General features: G+C 71.0%; 18 protein-coding genes. 7 read left to right on the top strand and 11 right to left on the bottom strand.

Going from position 1 to position 17118, the window contains the following annotated elements:
• Window positions 1–4: 4 nt before the first annotated feature.
• From F9C41_RS06360 to F9C41_RS06330, 7 genes are all read right to left on the bottom strand, one after another.
• Complete coding sequence (locus tag F9C41_RS06360) at window positions 5–658, bottom strand: hypothetical protein (protein WP_230689363.1); 654 nt, start codon at window positions 656–658, stop codon at window positions 5–7.
• Window positions 655–2658 (bottom strand): heparinase II/III domain-containing protein, encoded by a 2004-nt coding sequence (locus tag F9C41_RS06355; protein ID WP_196279641.1) that lies wholly within the window; start codon window positions 2656–2658, stop codon window positions 655–657. Before F9C41_RS06355 ends, F9C41_RS06360 begins: the two co-directional genes overlap by 4 nt.
• Before the next feature lie 2 nt (window positions 2659–2660).
• On the bottom strand, window positions 2661–4217 hold the full coding sequence (locus F9C41_RS06350; RefSeq protein WP_155385716.1) for a heparinase II/III domain-containing protein: 1557 nt from the start codon (window positions 4215–4217) through the stop codon (window positions 2661–2663).
• Window positions 4214–4978 carry an SDR family NAD(P)-dependent oxidoreductase gene (locus F9C41_RS06345; RefSeq protein ID WP_155385715.1) on the bottom strand — a complete coding sequence of 255 codons (765 nt, stop codon included), beginning with the start codon at window positions 4976–4978 and terminating at the stop codon, window positions 4214–4216. The genes F9C41_RS06350 and F9C41_RS06345 overlap by 4 nt, the downstream gene beginning before the upstream one ends.
• A 14-nt stretch (window positions 4979–4992) precedes the next feature.
• Window positions 4993–5853 (bottom strand): carbohydrate ABC transporter permease, encoded by an 861-nt coding sequence (locus tag F9C41_RS06340; protein ID WP_155385714.1) that lies wholly within the window; start codon window positions 5851–5853, stop codon window positions 4993–4995.
• On the bottom strand, window positions 5843–6799 hold the full coding sequence (locus F9C41_RS06335; RefSeq protein WP_230689362.1) for a carbohydrate ABC transporter permease: 957 nt from the start codon (window positions 6797–6799) through the stop codon (window positions 5843–5845). Before F9C41_RS06335 ends, F9C41_RS06340 begins: the two co-directional genes overlap by 11 nt.
• Window positions 6800–6880: 81 nt before the next feature.
• A complete protein-coding gene (locus F9C41_RS06330) occupies window positions 6881–8179 on the bottom strand; it encodes an ABC transporter substrate-binding protein (RefSeq protein ID WP_155385713.1) in 1299 nt (432 codons plus the stop codon).
• Between the two features lie 318 nt (window positions 8180–8497).
• Here F9C41_RS06330 and F9C41_RS06325 point away from each other — a divergent pair, with 318 nt between their 5' ends.
• A complete protein-coding gene (locus F9C41_RS06325) occupies window positions 8498–9532 on the top strand; it encodes a LacI family DNA-binding transcriptional regulator (RefSeq protein WP_230689361.1) in 1035 nt (344 codons plus the stop codon).
• Between the two features lie 105 nt (window positions 9533–9637).
• On the opposite strand, the gene F9C41_RS06320 is transcribed toward F9C41_RS06325, so the two are convergent.
• Window positions 9638–10105 carry a GNAT family N-acetyltransferase gene (locus tag F9C41_RS06320; protein ID WP_155385711.1) on the bottom strand — a complete coding sequence of 156 codons (468 nt, stop codon included), beginning with the start codon at window positions 10103–10105 and terminating at the stop codon, window positions 9638–9640.
• A 116-nt stretch (window positions 10106–10221) separates the two neighbouring features.
• Here F9C41_RS06320 and F9C41_RS06315 point away from each other — a divergent pair, with 116 nt between their 5' ends.
• Window positions 10222–10770, top strand: coding sequence for a signal peptidase II (locus F9C41_RS06315; RefSeq protein WP_230689360.1), 549 nt, complete (start codon window positions 10222–10224; stop codon window positions 10768–10770).
• 72 nt (window positions 10771–10842) lie between these two features.
• Here the strand turns inward: F9C41_RS06315 and F9C41_RS06310 are convergent, their stop codons facing one another.
• A complete protein-coding gene (locus tag F9C41_RS06310; protein WP_230689357.1) occupies window positions 10843–12033 on the bottom strand; it encodes a polysaccharide lyase family 7 protein in 1191 nt (396 codons plus the stop codon).
• A gap of 500 nt (window positions 12034–12533) precedes the next feature.
• On the opposite strand from F9C41_RS06310, the gene F9C41_RS06305 reads away from it, so the two are divergent.
• Window positions 12534–13628, top strand: coding sequence for a right-handed parallel beta-helix repeat-containing protein (locus tag F9C41_RS06305; protein WP_155385710.1), 1095 nt, complete (start codon window positions 12534–12536; stop codon window positions 13626–13628).
• 106 nt (window positions 13629–13734) lie between these two features.
• Here F9C41_RS06305 and F9C41_RS06300 read toward each other — a convergent pair whose 3' ends face one another.
• Together F9C41_RS06300 and F9C41_RS06295 are read right to left on the bottom strand one after the other, a co-directional pair.
• Entirely contained in the window at window positions 13735–14157 is a 423-nt protein-coding gene (locus F9C41_RS06300) for a TOBE domain-containing protein (RefSeq protein ID WP_155385709.1), read from the bottom strand.
• 107 nt (window positions 14158–14264) lie between these two features.
• A complete protein-coding gene (locus tag F9C41_RS06295; protein WP_155385708.1) occupies window positions 14265–14903 on the bottom strand; it encodes an NAD(P)-dependent oxidoreductase in 639 nt (212 codons plus the stop codon).
• 76 nt (window positions 14904–14979) lie between these two features.
• On the opposite strand from F9C41_RS06295, the gene F9C41_RS06290 reads away from it, so the two are divergent.
• From F9C41_RS06290 to F9C41_RS06275, 4 genes are all read left to right on the top strand, one after another.
• Entirely contained in the window at window positions 14980–15474 is a 495-nt protein-coding gene (locus F9C41_RS06290) for a MarR family winged helix-turn-helix transcriptional regulator (RefSeq protein WP_230689356.1), read from the top strand.
• Window positions 15475–15542: 68 nt separating this feature from the next.
• The gene (locus F9C41_RS06285) at window positions 15543–16112 is read left to right on the top strand and encodes a mycothiol transferase (RefSeq protein ID WP_155385707.1); all 570 of its coding nucleotides are present in this window, start codon (window positions 15543–15545) and stop codon (window positions 16110–16112) included.
• A 65-nt stretch (window positions 16113–16177) separates the two neighbouring features.
• On the top strand, window positions 16178–16381 hold the full coding sequence (locus F9C41_RS06280; protein WP_155385706.1) for a type II toxin-antitoxin system antitoxin: 204 nt from the start codon (window positions 16178–16180) through the stop codon (window positions 16379–16381).
• Between the two features lie 11 nt (window positions 16382–16392).
• Window positions 16393–17004, top strand: a complete 612-nt coding sequence (locus F9C41_RS06275; protein ID WP_155385705.1) for a GOLPH3/VPS74 family protein — start codon at window positions 16393–16395, stop codon at window positions 17002–17004.
• The last annotated feature ends 114 nt before the right edge of the window (window positions 17005–17118 follow it).

The raw sequence follows: 17118 nt of genomic DNA, 5'->3' as shown, positions 1-17118 counted from the left end.
CGGGTCAGCGGTCCTCGTGCGGAGCCGCCAGGTGCAGGGCGAGCAGCAGCGGCAGCGTCGGACCGAACAGCAGCGGCCCGACCGCGAGCGGCAGTGCGACCAGCGGCGCGGCCACCGCTGCGGCCAGCAGCAGCAGTCCTCGCCGCGGCGACCCGAACGCCAGCACCAGCGCGCGGCGGCGCAGGCCCGTCCGGTCGGCGTGCGGGCCGTCGACGGCGGCGGCCGCGGCCAGCGCCAGGTGGTACGGCACGAACGCGGCCAGCACCCCGACCTGCGCGGCCAGCAGCGCGAACGCCGTCGGCGAGGGCTGCCCGGCGAGGAACACGACGTTCACGACGAGCACTGCGAAGGCCAGCGTGGAGGCCAGCGAGTGCCGCCACAGTGCGCGCCAGTAGCCGCCGAAGGCGCGCAGCGTGCCGGTGAAGCAGCGCTCGTCCTCGCCGGTGCGCCACCGGTGCAGCGCGTGCCCGGCCGCGGCGTACGCCGGCAGCCAGCTGACCACGGCCAGGCTGAGCAGCAGGAACGCGAGCCCGGCGAGGGCCGGGTAGGCGATCCAAGCCATGGCCCGCAGGGCGAGACCGTACCAGTTCTGCCCCCGCGGGCGCCGCCGCGACGGGCCAGCGGCGGGCAGGGCGGTCGACGGCGTCATGACGGTCATCCCAGCACACCCGTCCAGGGCTGCGCAGAGGCGTGCAGGGTGACGCCGTCGCGGATCACGCTCGTCGCGGCGACGACGGCCACCCGGTCACCGGAGATGATCACCGCGGCCGCGGTGGCGACCACGCCCGCGTCGTCGATCTCCCGGGACAGCGGTGCGACGAGCACAGTCTCGTCGCCGAAGGCCACGCCCTGGTGCAGCGCTGCTGCCCGGGCCGGTTCCGGTTGCAGCGCTGCGGTGGGCTCCAGCGCGGTGAGGAACGCGGTGCGGGGCACCCGGGGGCTGGTCGCCCGTACCGTGTGCAGGGTCTTGGTGATGCGCAGGCTAGGCGTGGACGAGGTCGGGTTGGCGTCGATGACCGTGGTCCCGGTGGTGAGCGTCGCACCGGCCGGGGCGAACCGGGTTACCCAGGCCTGGCCGGGACCGGAGCGCAGCACCAGGCGTGATTCGTCGAGCTGCGCGGCGGGCCAGTCGCTGTGCAGCAGCATGGTCCATTCGCGGGGCGCGGTCGCGGCGAGCTCGTCGAGGATCACGATCCGGCCGTGCGGCGTCGTGACGAGGGTCCGGTCGCAGCGTACGACGCCGAGGCCGCGGTCGAACATCGCGCCGACCTCGGCGGTGGCGTGGACGAACCCGGCCTCGGCGAGCACGTCGCGGACCCTGGCCTGGTGCTCGAACGGCAGGTCCTTATATATGTGGTAGCGGTCCTCGTTGGCCCAGCCCTGGCCGTCCACGAGCACGGTGTTGTGGTACTCGGCCCGTTTGCGGTTGCAGTAACCGTCGTCGACGGCCAGGAACGCCCCGTGCGAGGCGAGCACGAACGCGCCCGCGTCGGGGTGGTGGTGGCCGGCGTTGAGGGTGGTCCAGCCCCGCTCGTTGCGCAGCCGCTCGGCGGTCTCCCAGGCGTGGTGCCCGCCGCCGGGGCTGGCCTTGAAGCTGACGAAGGTGGCGTCGTCGTGCCAGCCGGTGCGGGCGACGACCTGCCCGAGGTCGGGGAAGTAAGCGGTGGTCGGGGTAGTCGCGGCCGGGTCGACGGCGGGCACGCTGGGGTCGTACCACAGCAGTTCCAGGTAGGCCTCGGCCATCACGCCGGGCTTGACCCCGGACGCGTACGCCTCGCGCCAGAAGAACTCGCGGGCGACCTTGTCGGCGAGCCACTGCGCCTCGCCGATGCGGTACGCGGAGGCGAGCTTGTAGTAGAGCGCGACGCTGTGTCCGCTGCGCCGGTCGTGGCAGTCGCCGTGGTCGACGTTCTCCTCGAAGCCCGGCGCGCACTGGTGGAGCCGCCAGTCGAAGGTGTTGCGCAGGAAGCCGCCGTGCTGCCACAGGTCGTCGCCTTCGGCGTGCTGGACCAGGTCGGCGTAGACGGCCAGCCACGGCACGCCGTAGCGCCAGTAGACGACGCCTTCGGAGTCGGAGCCGTCCGCGGGCATCAGCTCCAGCACGGTCTCCATGCCGGCGCGGGCGCGCTTGGTCCAGTCCGGACGGTCCAGCACGTAACCGGCCGCGGCCAGGCCGGTGTGGCAGATCCAGTGGTGGTTCTGCCAGTAGCTCGACGACCACCAGCCGCCCTCGGTGGCCACGGCGTAGTCGTACAGCCGCTGGCCCTGCAGCTCCAGTTTCTCGCGCAGCAGCTCGGCGCGTTCGGGGCCGAGGTCCTCGCGCAGCCAGCTGTAGGCCAGCGAAAGCCCGTGCAGCAGCCAGCCCGCGTCCAGGTCGTGGTCGGGCAGGTTCGCCTTGCCCCAGTGCGGGTACGCCACGCAGGTGGAGATCCAGCGCCACGCCTCGTCGAGGTAGCCGCGCTGGCCGGTGAGCCGGTACGCCAGGGCCAGGTTGGCCGCGGCGGGGCCGAAGTAGGTGATGCTGGCCGTGGGGTGCTCGGCGGGCGGGTGCTGCAGCCGGTACCACTCGCACTGCTCGTAGAGTCGCCGCCACTGCTCTCGGTGAGTGGTGGACAGCGATGCGCGCAACTGGTCGAGACGGTCGGCGATGAGCAGCATGGTCAGCTCCTGTCCTGCGGGATGGTGCGGTACACCGAGCGGAAGGTGACCTCGGTGGCGTCGTGGGCGGTCCAGTCCACGTGGGTGCGGCAACGTTGCGGGTCGTCGGCCGGGCCGGGGCCGGGCCGGGCGGTGAAGAACGCGGCCGTGTCCGCGGTGTGCGTGCCGCGCAGCATCTGCACGCCGTCCCAGACGGTGGTGACGGCGTCGCCGACGGCCTGTACCCGCAGGTCGGTGTCGGGGCGCAGGTGCAGGGCGATCCGGCGGGGCCGATCGGTGCGCACGGTCAGCTCGTCGATGAGGCTGCCGTCGTGCAGGGTGAGCCGCCGGGTCGCGGTCACGCCGGGGTATGCGCTGTCGCAGCCGACCTCTACGCCGTGTGCGTCGGCGCGGACGAGCAGGCCGGCGCATTCGGCCTGCTCCTGCCCGTCGACGGAGAACGCGGGGTGGGCGGCGGTGGAGGCGTAGTGCTCGCGCCAGCCGGGATGCCCGTAGGGGACCTGGCCGGGGTCGGGTTGCCAGGGGGTGTGCGGGCCGTAGAGGTAGAGGGCGAGCTTGTCGCGGTGTCCGTGGGAGCCGCCGTGCGGCCCGAAGTCGACGATCGCGGTGAGGTCGGGTCCGCGCAGGACGGCGTACCCGGCGTCGCCGAACACGGTCACCGGTTCGGGTTCCCCGGGTGCCGGCAGCAGCTGCGCACTCAGCTCGGCCAGGTCAGCCAGTTCCTGGTCGTAGGCGGGCCGCCGGTACGGGCCGTCGTGCAGGGCGGGCAGCTGCCCCGGCCGGGCGATCACGGTCAGCGTGCGGGCCATCGCGGCCAGCCGCGCCGCGACGTCACCGGGCACGGCCACCTCGGGGCAGGCCCGCAGCGCCAGCAGGTAGGCCCGCAGCACGAAGGCGTGGTAGTACGTGCTGGCCTCCCATTCCCAGCCGTCGGGTCCGGTGGCGGCGAGCACGTGGCTGAAGACGCCGTGCTCGCCGGTGAGCCAGTCCGGGTCACCGGTGCATACGGCTCCTGCGGCCAGGTGCCAGGCGGTGTAGTTGGAGCGGAACCGGTCCTGGGCGACCAGGGTGTCGCGGGCGAGTGCGGCGCGGGCGGCCAGGGTGCGGCGCAGCGGTCCGGCGGCGCCGGCGCGCATGGCGGCCTCGCCGATGGTCACCGCCCAGATCGATTCGGTGAGGGCCTGCTGGAACAGGTGCCCCCGGTGCATCCACGCGTCGGCGTCGGCGTGCTCGGTCGCGCCCAGCTGCTCGTACAGTGCGGTGTAGCGGTCCAGCAGGTCGACGGCGGCCGCGCGGTCACCGGATGTGCCGGTGCGGGCCAGGCGGCGGATCTCACGGGCGCAAGCCTGGTGGGCCAGCACCGTCCACGCGCCGCGCACCTCGGGGGTGTCGATGCGGCAGCCGTGCGCGCAAGGCGCGCCGTCGGCCGGGAACTGCCCGCCGAGCAGGCCGACGTGGTCGAGTTCGACGCCGTGGGCGGGGCAGACGTAGCGGTGCCACCAGCCGCCGCGCTGCTCGGGCAGCACGACGGCCGGTGGCGAGGCGACCGTCGAGGTCACCGGAACCACGCCCCGCCGTCGATGTCGACGGTGGACCCGGTGGTGTATCCGGCCGCGTCGGAGCTGAGCCACACGACCGCCCCGGCCACCTCGTCGACGGAACCCGGGCGCTTGAGCGGCACCCCGGCGACGATGTTCTGCTGGGCCTGCGGCGGCGTGAACGTGTTGTGGAACGCGGTGTCGCCGATGAAGCCGGGTGCCAGCGCGTTGACCGTGATGCCGTCCGCGGCGAGTTCCTTGGCCAGGCCCTTGGTGAGGCCGCGGATGCCGGCCTTGGCTGCGGCGTACACGGCCGAGCCAGGGCCGCCGCCGTTGTGCGCGGCCAGCGACGACATGGTGATGATCCGGCCGCGGGCGCCGGCCTTGCGCAGGTGGGGCAGGGCCGCGCGGACGGTCCGGAACGTCGCGCCGAGGTTGACGTCGACGACCCGGGCGAAGTGCTCGTCGCTCATGTCGGCGACGGGCACCCGCCCGACGAGGTGGCCCGCGTTGCAGACGACGATGTCGAGGCCGCCGAGAAACGCGGCCGCGTCCTCGACCAGCCGGTCGACGGCGGCGCTGTCGGTGACGTCGGCCTGCAGCGCGACGGCGCGGCGGCCGGCCGCGACGATCTCGGCGACGACCTCGGCCGCACCGGTCGCGGACTGCCCGTAGTGGACGGCGACGTCGGCACCGGCCTGGGCCAGGGACAGGGCGATGGCGGCGCCGATGCCGTGGCCGGCACCGGTGACCAGGGCGCGGCGGCCGGTCAGGTCGAACATGGGGTGGTGACTCCTCACTTGATGCCGGCAGTGGCGAAGCCCTGCACGAAGTAACGCTGGGTGAACAGGAACAGGACGATCATCGGGATGGTGGCCAGCGTGGACCCGGCCATCAGGTAGGCCCACTCGGTCTTCTCGACCTGCTGGAACGCGGCCAGCCCGACCTGGATCACCCGCAGGTCGTCGCGGGTGGTGACGATCAGCGGCCACAGGAAGTTGTTCCAGCTGTTCTCGAACGTGATCAGCGCGACCGTGGCGATCGCCGGCTTGACCAGCGGAGTCATCACCTTGCCGAAGATGGCGAACTCGCCCATGCCGTCGATGCGGGCCGCCTCCTCCAGCTCGGCCGGCAGCGACAGGTAGAACTGCCGGAACATGAAGATGGCGAACGGGGTCAGCGCGCCGGGGACGATCAGCACCCACCACGAATCCAGCCAGCCGAAGCCGCCGCGACCCAGGTAGTCGTTGCCGCCGAAGAACGGCATACCCTTGGCGATCAGGTATTGGGGCACGATCTTGGTGTACGTCGGGATCATCATCGTGGCGAGAATCGCCATGAAGATCAGCGACCTGCCGCGGAACGGCACCCGCGCCAACGCGTAACCGGCCATGGTGGCCAGCGCGAGGTTGATGACGGTGTGCCCGACGGCGATGAGCAGGCTGTTGCGGAAGTACGTGCCGAACGGAGCGAACCCCATGGCGTTGGGGTAGTTGGACCACACCCACTCGGTCGGCCAGATCACCGGCGGGTAGGCGGAGATCTCGGCGTGGCTCTTCAGCGACGAGATCAGCATCCAGGCGAACGGCACGATCATGATCAGCGCGCCGATTGCCAGGATCAGGTGCAGCAGCACCCGCGAGGGTTTAACGCGCATCGTCGTCCTTTCCCGTCAGACGCCTGCTGATCACGGTCAGCACCAGCAGGAACGCGAACAGCACCAGGCTCTGCGCGCACGCGGTCGAGATGCGGAACTCGCTGAACGCGGTCCGGTAGATCTCGAAGGTCATCACCGTGGTGGCGTTGGCCGGCCCACCGTCGGGGGTGAGCACGTAAACCTGGTCGAAGACCTGGAACGCGTCGATCATCGACACCACGAAGACGAAGAACGTGGCCGGTTTGAGCAGCGGCAGCGTGATCGACCAGAACCGGCGCGGCCCGGACGCCCCGTCGAGGTCGGCCGCCTCGTACGTCTCCGGCGGGATGCTCTGCAGTGCGGCCAGGTAGATCAGCATCTTCAGGCCGACGCCCTTCCACACGCTCACCACGATCACCGCGGCCATCGCGAAGGCCGGGTCGGACAGCCACGCCGGGCCGTTCACCCCGAACATGGCCAGTACCGCGTTGAACAGGCCGATGTTCGGCTCGAACATCCACATCCAGACCAGCGCGATCGCCACCGTGGCGGTGATGTGCGGCAGGAAGAACGCCGCGCGATACCAGGCTCGCGCGCGCATCTTCGCGTTGAGCAGCACCGCGATGACCACTGCCAGCGCCATCGCCACCGGGACGGTGAAGAAGGTGTAGACGACGGTGTGCAGGATCGAGGTGTTCCAGGTCTCGTCCGCGAAGATCTCCGTAAAGTTGTCCAGGCCCGCCCAGGTGATCGTGCCGGCGAGCACGTCGTAGTGGGTGAAGGCCAGCACGAAGGTGGCCAGCACGGGGATGCCGATCCACCAGGTCAGGTGGATCAGTGCCGGGGTGAGCATGAGCCAGGCGGCACGCCTGCGTTCGTAGCCCAGGCGGCGCCGACGGCGCGGGCGGGTGGGGCCGGCCGGGGCACCGGCCGCGGGCGCCTTGGCCGGCAGCGAGGTCACCGTCACCGGTTCTCCTTCCAGATTGCGGCCGCGGGCACGGCAGTCGGGGCGCCGTGCCCGCGGCGGATCAGCAGGATCCGAACGGCGTCAGGAGCGCGCCATCACCTGGGTCGCCTTCGCGGCGAGCTCGTCGAGGGCCTGCTGCGGGGACTTCTTGCCCAGCAGCGCCGACTCGATGGCGGCCTTGAAGTCGCCGCGGATCTCCAGCCAGGCCGGCACGCCGCCCTCGGAGAAGGCGGAGTCCAGGTTGCCCATCGCGAACTGCACCGACGGGTTGGCCTTGACGTATTCGCTGCTCTCCAGCGCCTTGAGCGCGGGCACGTTGCCGCGCTGCCGGCAGGCGGCCAGCGCGGCGTCGCTGTCGGCGAGGAACTGCACCAGGGCCTTGGCCGCGGCAGGGTGCTGCGACTTGGCGGCGACGGTGCCCAGGGTGCCGCCCTGGAACATGGCGGCCCGGGTGTTGGCGATCGGGAAGAAGCCGATCTTGGAGTCCTTGACCAGGTCGGGGGCGTTCTTCTCGATCTCGAGCCAGACGTTGTTGTGGCCGACCATCATCGCCGCCCGGCCCTGCACCAGCGGGATGCCGGTGGCGGCGCCGGGCTGGGTGTAGCCGAAGTCCTCGGTCTTGTCGGTCACGATGATGTCGGTCATGAGCTGCAGTGCGGCGACCGACGCCGGGGAGTTGAAGGCGACCTTGCCGTCGGGGGTGAACAGCTCGCCGCCGTTGGCCCACATCAGCGGCAGGAACGTCTGGCGCAGGTCGTTGGACAGGATGTCCACACCCGCGCGGACGAGCTTGCCGCCCTCCCGCTTGGTCAGCTTGCGGCCCATGTCGCGCAGCTCGTCGAAGTTCTTCGGCGCCGCGGACAGCCCTGCCTCGGCGAAGATGTCCTTGCGGTAGATGCCGAATCGGGTGTCCAGCATGATCGGCAGCGCGTAGACCTTGCCCTGGTAGACACCCGGGTCGACCACGCGCTTGTTGAACCGGGAGGTCAGCGCGTCGGCGTTCTCGCCGAGGTCGGCCAGCACGCCCTTGGCGGCGAACGGCGGGATCCAGCCGACACCCATGAGCATCACGTCGTACGGCCGGCCGCCGGCGATCGAAGTGGTCAGCTTCTCGTTCAGCTTGGCGTAGGTCGTGTAGTCGACCTCGACGGTGACCTTGGGGTACTTCTGCTTGAAGGTCGCCAGCAGGCCTTCCAGGGTCTTCTGGCCTTCGGCGCCTTCGAAGATGGGGGTGAGCAGCCGGATCGCGCCGGACGCCTCGCCGGTGTCGGTCGAACTGCTCGGCGCGGGGCCGCCGCAGCCGGCCGCGGCCGCCACGCCCAGGCCGAAGGCCGCACTCAGGACGGTGCGACGGGTTACCGCTGTTGTCTGCGAAGCCATGTGCAAACTCGCCTTCCGCGGCATCGATGCCGCCGTGCAGGTGGGTTCAGGGGATGGTGCCCGAGCCAGGCCCGCCGGGCGGGCCCTACAAGCCGCCGGCCAGAAGGCCGGGCAGCATTCATGCATCGATTTACTGGTGCAACGGTGCACTTAACCTAGGACCGAGCCTCTTCCTTGTCAACGGACCCGTGACATCACGTTCATATAAAGGAAACAGCCACATCCAGCATCTGGTGCTGGAGCAGTACGCCGGTACACTACGTTCACTCCGGGCCGGCAGCCCGAGGCTCAGCAAAATGGAGGCAGCACGTGTCCGGTGTGACGATCTACCAAGTGGCCGAGGCCGCCGGCGTGTCCCCCAGCACCGTGTCCAACCTGCTCAACGGCCGCCCCGGCCGGATGCTGCCGCAGACCCGCAAACGCGTCGAAGAGGCCATCAGCCAGCTCGGCTACCGCCCCAACCGCGCCGCCCGCCAGCTGCGCACCGGCCGCATCCAGGTCATCGGCCTGGTCGTGCCGTCGGTCGCCAACCCGTTCTGGGGCACCTTCGCCCGCCACCTCGAGCACGCCGCCCTGGCCGAGGGCTACCACGTGCTGCTGTGCAACAGCGAGCGCGACCCCGCCCGCGAGCGGCGCTACATCGAGGAGCTGTGGTCCGACGGCATCCGCGGCATCGTGCTGTGCTCCTCGCTGCCGTCCCTCGAACACGTCATGCCGCTGGTGCACCAGGGACTCAGCCTGGTCGCGTTCGACCGCACCGCCCAGGCCGGCGACCCGCCGTCACTGGTCAACATCAGCGTCGACAACGTCATCGGCGCCCAGCTGGCCACCCGCCACCTGCTGGAACTCGGCCACGAGCGCATCGCGTTCGTGTCCGGCTCCGTGCGCAGCGTCAACCGCCGCGAGCGCTACCGCGGCTTCACCGACGCGCTCACCGACGCCGGCCTCGACCCGCAGCAGGCCATCGTCTGGTCGGGCGCCTCCGAGGAGCCCTACGGCGACCTGGACGTCGCCGGGCTGGGCCGCACCGCGGTACGCGACCTGCTCGCCGGTGACCGGCGGCCGACCGCGATCGTCGCCATCAACGACATGTGCGCCCTGGGCATCAGCGCGGGCATCCGCGACGCCGGGCTGGAGGTCGGCCGGGACATCTCGGTGGTGGGCTTCGACGACATCGTGCTGGCCGACCTGGCCTCGCCGGCGCTGACCACGGTGCGCCAGCCGCTGGCCGACATGGCCGCCGAAGCCTTCTCCCAGCTGCGTGAACGCCTCACCGGCGAGGCGGCGGTGGGTCACTCCATGCTGGTACGCCCGGAACTGATCGTGCGCGCCTCCACCGGCCCGGCACGCTGAGACCTGCCGGCAAAAGGCGTTGGTGCCGTCGGGGCTTGCCCGGTAGCGTCGCCAGGCACGGCAGAAACGTCCGGGTCAGCCCGGCGGGAGCCGCACCGGGCCGATTCAGCATCGGCGCTGGTAGCCCAGCAGCACCGGGTGCGGCGGGAAGGACGTTCTGGTGCGTGCCACCGTCCGCTGCCAGCCGAGTTTCTCGTAGAAGCGGATCGCCCGGTGGTTCTCCTCGAAGACGCGCAGCCGAGCCAGGCTGACACCGGAGGCGGCCAGGCGCTGGAGGATCTCGTCGTGGGCGGCGACCGCCAGTCCCGTCCCCCATGTGTCCACGGCGGTGCCGAAGTGCAGCAGTTCGTCACCTCGGGTGGCGGCGAATCCGCTGACCCGTCCTGCATGCTCGATGACGTAGGCCTCGATGCCCGGATCGGCGATCTCCGCGGCCCAGCGGGCGAAGATCTCGTCTCGCGGGAACGGGTAGGCGTCCTGCGGGAAGATGCGCGCGAGCGCCCGCTGCGCGCCCTCCTGTTGCACGTCCAGCAGGTCGCCAAGATCCTCTCGCGCGGCAAGGCGCAGCAGCATCCCGGTAGCGTCGCCTGCCTTCGTGCTCACCGCAACCGAAATCAGCCGCCCTCGGCGGTGGGCTAGGGTGGCAACCCGCACGTCACAGCCACGGACACCGGGGACAGGGAGATCAGATGGGCCAGCCAGCGGGTGACCGGACAGCGTCGCCGAGTCGGACGTCGCGGTTGTTCGTGATGGTGCTCGCCCTGGCCGCCGGGGTGGTGGCCGTCGACCAGCTGACCAAGTGGTGGGCGGTGGGGCTGGCCGGCCGGGCGCCGATCAACGTCATCGGCGAGCTGCTCCGACTTCGGCTCACCTACAACCCGGGTGCCGCGTTCTCGATCGGCACTGAATACACCTGGGTGCTGACCCTGTTCGCCGCGGCGGCCGTCGTGGCGATCCTCTACATCGCCCGCCGGGTGGCGTCGCGGGCCTGGGCCATCGGGTTCGGGCTGATGCTCGGCGGAGCGGCCACCCACCTGCTGGACCGGCTGTTCCGCGAGCCCGGGTTCGCGCGGGGGCACGTGGTGGACTTCATCGACTACGGCCCGTTCGTGGGCAACGTGGCGGACATCGCGCTGGTGGTGGGCGTGGCGCTGATCTTCGTGCTCAGCCTGCGCAACGTCCCGATGGGCGCGACGCCGGCCCAGACCGTGCCCGACCGGACCGACGACGCCGCGTAGCCGCGCCACGTCTGCCCCGGCGGCGGTGGCGAAGGCCGGGCGCCTTCGCCACCGCGAGCCGTTCAGCGCCGGTTACGAGTGGCTGACGGTGACGCTGTAGATGACGACCTGCCCGTAGTTGCTGCTGCTGCAGGGCGAGGAGTTCGTGCAGTTCGCCTGGGTGTAGGCGCCGGCCTTGAAGTAGGCGCCGGAGAAGCTCTTGCTCAGCGTGGCCTGCAGGGTCCCGTTGTAGTAGGCCTTGACCTGGCCGCCGCTGACGACGAACTTGGCCTCGAAGCGGGTGCCGAGCTGGTAGCTGCTGGTGATGAGCTTGTAGTGGGTGTCGTCACCGTTGGTGAGGTAGAGGCTGCTGCCCTCGAGCCGGAAGACGGTCACGTCGTCCTCGGAGTCGTGGATCTGCCCGGCGACGACGTGCGGCTTGGTCGCCGGGAGGTTGGTGACCGCCTGGCTGATGACCAGGGTGTGTGTGCCTGAGGTGGACGACCAGGCGGCGTTGCTCGTGCCGTTGTTGGTCATCTCGCGCAGTTCGGAGCGGGGGTAGCCGGATCCGCTGGTGGTGACGCCGTTGACGGCGGAGCGGAACTGCACGCCGTCACAACTGGCGTTGACCTTGAACCAGGGGTCGACGGCGAACGTGTTCAGCGCCGGCTGCTTGATCTCGGTCGGGCTCTCCGACGAGCCGGTCGGCAGGGTCTCCTTCCAGTTGGTCAGGTTGAGGACCTGCGCCGGGTAGGCGCAGTTGCCTCCCCCGCCGCCGCCGGGCGAGCCCGCGCCGTAGATGTCGGTCTCGGTGATGCTGGTCCACTCGTTGACGGTGTTGCCGTGGCCGACGACGCGCACGTAGCGGGCGGTGCGGTCGGAGAAGTCGTACTCCTCCTGGGCGGTGGTGGTGCCGGAGGAGGTGCGGCCGCCGATGGCGGTGCTCCACGACGAGCCGTCGGTGGACGTCTGGACGTCGAAGGTGAAGGGACGCTCGTTGCCGCGGTGCCAGCCCAGCGCGATCCAGCCGACGGTCTGGCTGGAGCCGAGGTCGTAGCGGATCCAGACCCCGTCGCCTTCGTCGGACCAGCGGGTCGACAGGTTGTTGTCGACGGTGTTGGCGGGCACGTTGCCGTCGTCGCCGCTGGCCGTGATCGCCGAGACGGTCAGCGGGGTCGCGGCCAGCGCGGGCGGCGCGGACATCAGGCTGGCGAGCAGGGCCGCGGCCGCGGTGGCGGCCAGCGTGGCGGGGCGGAGGGTGCGGCGTCGCGGTGTTCGGTTCATGTGCGCCTCTTTCGTCGGAGGGGTATGAACGCGGTTCCTTTGCCGGTCATGGCGCGGTGGAGGAACAGGCATGGCGGCAGGTCGCCGGCCAGGGCCGGACGACTCGTCTGCTCGGGTTCGACGGATCGTCCGGTGTATCGATGCAGTGGTGTATCGATGCCCCAGAAGCTAGACGGGGACCAGAAGGCTGTCAATACCCGGCCACACCACTGAAACGCGGCCGACATGTGGACGGTGCGTCCATACTCCACATAGCTCCTGCGTAGGGGCGAGGTCAAGGACCAGGCCCGGTGCCAGGCCACCACCGCCGGCAGCGCGATGTGTTCGGTGCGACGATCTACCGACATGAGGTGTCATGGCCCTCCGACGGCGCTTGATCCGTTGACAATGAGGACCGTGGCGCTCTAACGTCACACCGCTTACGTACGGCACCGGTGTCCGCGGTGCCATGCGCCCAAGAACAGCTCGGGTGAGGGCGCCTTTCCCCGAAAGGTGCTTGCATGTCTCTGCGTTCCGCCATACCGCGCGCCGCGGCGGTGGCGCTGACCGTCTCGCTGTCGCTGCTGCCCGCGCTCGTGTCCGCGTCGACCTTCGCCGAGGTGTTGCACGTCGACCCGGTGCGCGGCGTCGATGATGCCGCAGCCGGGAGCTTCACCCACCCGTACCGGACGCTGCGCGCCGCGATCGACGCGGCGGCGTCGGGCGCCACGATCATGCTGCGCCCCGGCGTGTACGCCGAGGACGTCTCGACCGTGCGGCCGGGGGTCACCGTCACCGGCCCGGCCACCGCGATCCTGCAGGGCGCCGGGACGTCGTCACGGGTGTTCCAGATCCACCACGACGACACCACCCTCAGCGGCTTCACCATCGACGGCAAGGTCTGCGCCGAACTCGTCGAGGCCTGCTACCGCGACAAGGCCATCTACGTGGTGAGCCTGGTCGCCGGCGACGGCGTGTCCGGCACCCGCATCCTGGGCATGCGGCTGACCAACCTCGGCGGGGAGTGCCTGCGCATGAAGTACTTCGCCACCGGCTCCCTCGTCGCGGGCAACCGGATCGGCCCGTGCGGGATCCACGACTTCCAGGTCCCCAACACCACCACCGGGCAGAACGGCGAAGGCGTCTACATCGGCACCGCGCCCGAGCAGACCTACCTCAACCCCTCCCCCGAGCCCGACGCCAGCGACGGCAACCGCGTCTACGGCAACGTCTTCGACACCCGTGGGGCCGAGTGCGTCGACATCAAGGAGGGCTCCAGCCACAACGACGTCGCGTTCAACACCTGCACCGGGCAGGCGGCACGCAACGGCAACTCCGGCGCGATCGAGTCGCGCGGTTCCCACAACAGCATCCGCGGCAACCTGATCCACCACAACGCCGCCGCCGGCGTGCGCATCGGCGGAGACCTGCCCGGCGACGCCGTCGGCAACGCCGTCTACGCCAACACCATCACCGACAACGCGCGCGGCGGAATCAAGGTCCAGGAGTTCGGCCCGCACGGACGGATCTGCGGCAACACCATGCGCGACAACGTCGGCGGCGACACGGTCGGCACCTACGCCGGCCAGGTCGGCGATCCCACGGCGGCCTGCTGACCGGCGACGTCACACGGCCTGCGGGGCAAGGGGCGGGGCCACCCTCGCGTGGTTGCCGCCCCTTGCCCCGCAGGCCGTGCGCCGCGATCGGCATACCGTCCCGCGGTCACGGGGCCGCCACGCTCACATCGGTCGACTTCACCAGCGCGGTCACCGCGTCCCCGTCGGCCAGCCCGAGGTCCTCGGCCGCCTCCCGGGTGACCGCGGCGGTCAGCGCGCGGCCGTCCTCCATGCTCAGCTTCACGGTCGTCATCACCGCGCCGTGCTCCACGCCGACGACCGTGGCCGGGATCTGGTTGCGGATGCTGACGAGCCCGATCGGGCCGACCCCCACCGCCACCTCGGTCGACTTGATCAGGACGGTGGCCGGTCGGCCGATGGTGAGCCCGAGGTCGTCCAGCGCTTCCACGGTGATCGCGGAGGTGATGGCCGTCCGTTCCGCGAGCCGGACCTTCACCGTCGCCATCGCCTTGCCGCGGGCGATGTCGATGACCTCGCCGTCGAACTGGTTGCGGATGCTCAAACGCATGGTGCCCCGATCCTCCCGTGCCGCCTGTGACAGTCAGTCAACCCGGACGGCAGCCGTTGGGTGACGGCGCACGCCCCGCCGGCCGTCGCCCGCGCGCACGGCAGGTTTCAGTACGCGACGCCGACGCCCTGCCCGATGGTCGCGGGGTCGTCCAGCGCGGCCAGCATGGCGTGTGCCACGTCGGCGCGGGAGATCGTGTGGCCCCCGACCACGTTCCCGCCGACGGCCGTGCGGTAGCGGCCGGTCACCGGCTTGTTGACGAGCTTGGGCGGCCGGACCACCGTCCACTCGGTCGCACTCTGCAGGATCAGCCCCTCCATCACCGCCAGGTCCCGGTAGACGTCCTTGAAGGCGGCACGGATCAGCGGCAGCAGGATGCGGCGGCTGAAGAATCCCTCGCCCTCGGGCGGCGGGGCGAGCGGGGCCGCGCTTACGGCCACGAAGCGCCGTACCCCGCTGTCTGCCATGGCGGCGAGGATGCCGCGCGTCGCGTCGGAGGCCACGGTGCCGGCTTTGCGGCCGCGCGCGCCGACGCCCGACAGGACCGCGTCGCTGCCCGTCAATGCGGGTAGCACGAGTTCAGGGTCGGTCAGACCGGGGACCGTCGCCACCTCCAGGGCGGGGTGCCGCAGGTCGAAGTGGGCAGAGCTGCGGACGACGGCGGTCACCGAGTGTCCGGCGTCCAGGGACTGGCGCACGATGTGCCCGCCGATGCCGCCGGTGGCTCCGAAGACCGTCAGTTTCATCTGGTGCCCTTCCGGAAATGAGGAGTCTCGGTGATTGTTACCGTACAGGACAATTTCGCGGACGTACAATACTTCGGTGCCAGGGCCTTCGAACCGACCGCTGGGCGAGCGGACCAACTTCCTGCTGTCGCAGCTGGGCTTCCACACCGCGGCGCGGTTCACCGATCGCCTGGCCCCGCTGGGCATCCAGCCCAGTCACTTCGGCCTGCTCATGCACCTCGCCCAGGGCGAGGGCCGGACTCAGCAGCAGCTCGCCGAGGCGCTCGGCATCCACCGCAAGGTGATGGTCGGGCTGCTCGACGACCTCGAACAGCGCGGGCTCGCCGAACGCCGGCGCCATCCCGCCGACCGGCGGGCCCATGCGATCCACCTGACCGACGCGGCCCGCACCCTGCTGCCCGAAGCCGTCGCCATCGCCGACGCCGAGGAGGAGGAACTGCTGACCGGCCTGGACGGCGGCGAACGGCGGCAGCTGCTCGCCCTGCTGCAGCGCCTGGCCGAACACAGCGGCTACCCGCGCGGCGTACACCCCGGACTGCGCCGCACCTCCGGGCCGCACGGCACGGGATGAGCGGCGCACGCCGCAAGGCTCGATCGGGACGGCGATTCGGCGACCGTGCCGCTGGGTAGGCCCCTGCCATGACGCATGTCGACGTGGTGGGATTCCCCGAGCCGCCGGCCATCGCCGGCGAGGCCGAGACCCTGCTGGGCTCCCTGGAGAGGCAGCGTGCCACGTTCGCGTGGAAGTGCGCCGACCTGGACGAGGCGGGCCTGCGGATGAGCGTGGGCACCTCGACGATGACCCTCGGCGGGCTGCTCAAGCATCTCGCCTACCTGGAGGACGTCAACTTCACGGGCGACCTGGCCGGGGCCGAGCTGCCGCAGCCGTGGCAGGACATGGAACGCGTCGCCGAGCCCGGCTGGGAATGGCGGTCCGCTGCCGACGACGATGCCGCAGCGCTGTACGCCCTGTGGGAACAGGCCATCGACCGGTCCCGGCGAGCGGTGACCGACGTGCTGCTGACCACCGGCGTCGACACCGTGTACACCGCGCCCGACGGCAGCCTGCTCACCCTGCGACGGCTGCTGGTCGACATGATCGAGGAGTATGCCCGGCACACGGGCCACGCCGACCTCATCCGGGAGGCCGTCGACGGCCGGGTGGGCGAGGACCCGCCCGGCGTCGCGTACCCGTACCAGGTCGCCTGACGTTTCCTCCGGTCTCCGCACGGGCCTACTTGCGCCCAGAAAATAGATATCACTATGCTAGCTCCATGGCGGGTGAGCGGAAGCAGTTGTTGCTGCGGCTCGACCCCGCCGTGCACGACGCGCTGGCCAGGTGGGCGGCAGACGATCTGCGCAGCGTCAACGCGCAGATCGAGTTCCTGCTGCGCCAGTCGCTGGCCCGCGACGGCAGGCTGCCCGGTGGAGTCGGCGAGCCGAGGCGGCGCGGTCGTCCCCCCAAGGATCCAGACTGAAAGAGGCAGACATGGAGCTCACCTCACAGGTCTACCTGCTGGCCTACAACACCGAGAAGCACAAGCTCACCTGCAACGGCTACCTCGGATATGTCCTGCGCGCCGCGGCGCTGACCGAGCTCCTCCAGCTCGGCGCGCTGTCCGATGCGGACGGCAAGGCCAAGCCGACCGGCGTCGGCGTCGCCGACCCCCTGCTCGCCGACGTGCTCCGCGACCTCGCCGCCGCACCCAAGCTCAAGAGCTGGAAGCACTGGGTGCACCGCGCGCAGACCCCGATGTTCCGCGCGGTGCAGCAGCGGCTGGCCGAGGCCCGCCTCATCAGCACCGAGCGCTACCGGTGGCTCGGTCTCTTCCCCGCGACCCGGGTCAAGGTGCACAGCCATCGGCTGGTCAGCGAGCTGCGGTCGACGGTGTCCCACACGCTCGGCGCAGGCAGCGCCCACCCGCAGGAGGGGGCGCTGACGGCGCTCGCCGCGCTCGGGGAGATCAGGATCGCGATCAGTCGCAGGCAGGCCCGCGAGCGCAAGCAGCGCATCGAACAGCTGGCCGGCCAGGCCGGGCCCGCACTGCCCGCGCTCCGCAAAGTCATCAGCGACCACCACGCCGCCACCACTGCAGGCTGATCGCCGCCGGAGTGGGCGCGCGCCGACGGCGGCGGGTGGAGTCCCGTGCCGGGGGGGGGGGGGGCGCGGGGGGGGGGGGGGCCCGGGGGGGGGGGGGGGACAACCCCCAAAAAA

It is taken from the genome of Catellatospora paridis, from assembly GCF_009720365.1.
Taxonomy (GTDB): Bacteria; Actinomycetota; Actinomycetes; order Mycobacteriales; family Micromonosporaceae; genus Catellatospora; species Catellatospora paridis.
Note: the sequence above shows the minus strand (reverse complement) of the source record. Positions and strands in the feature narration are given on the sequence as shown.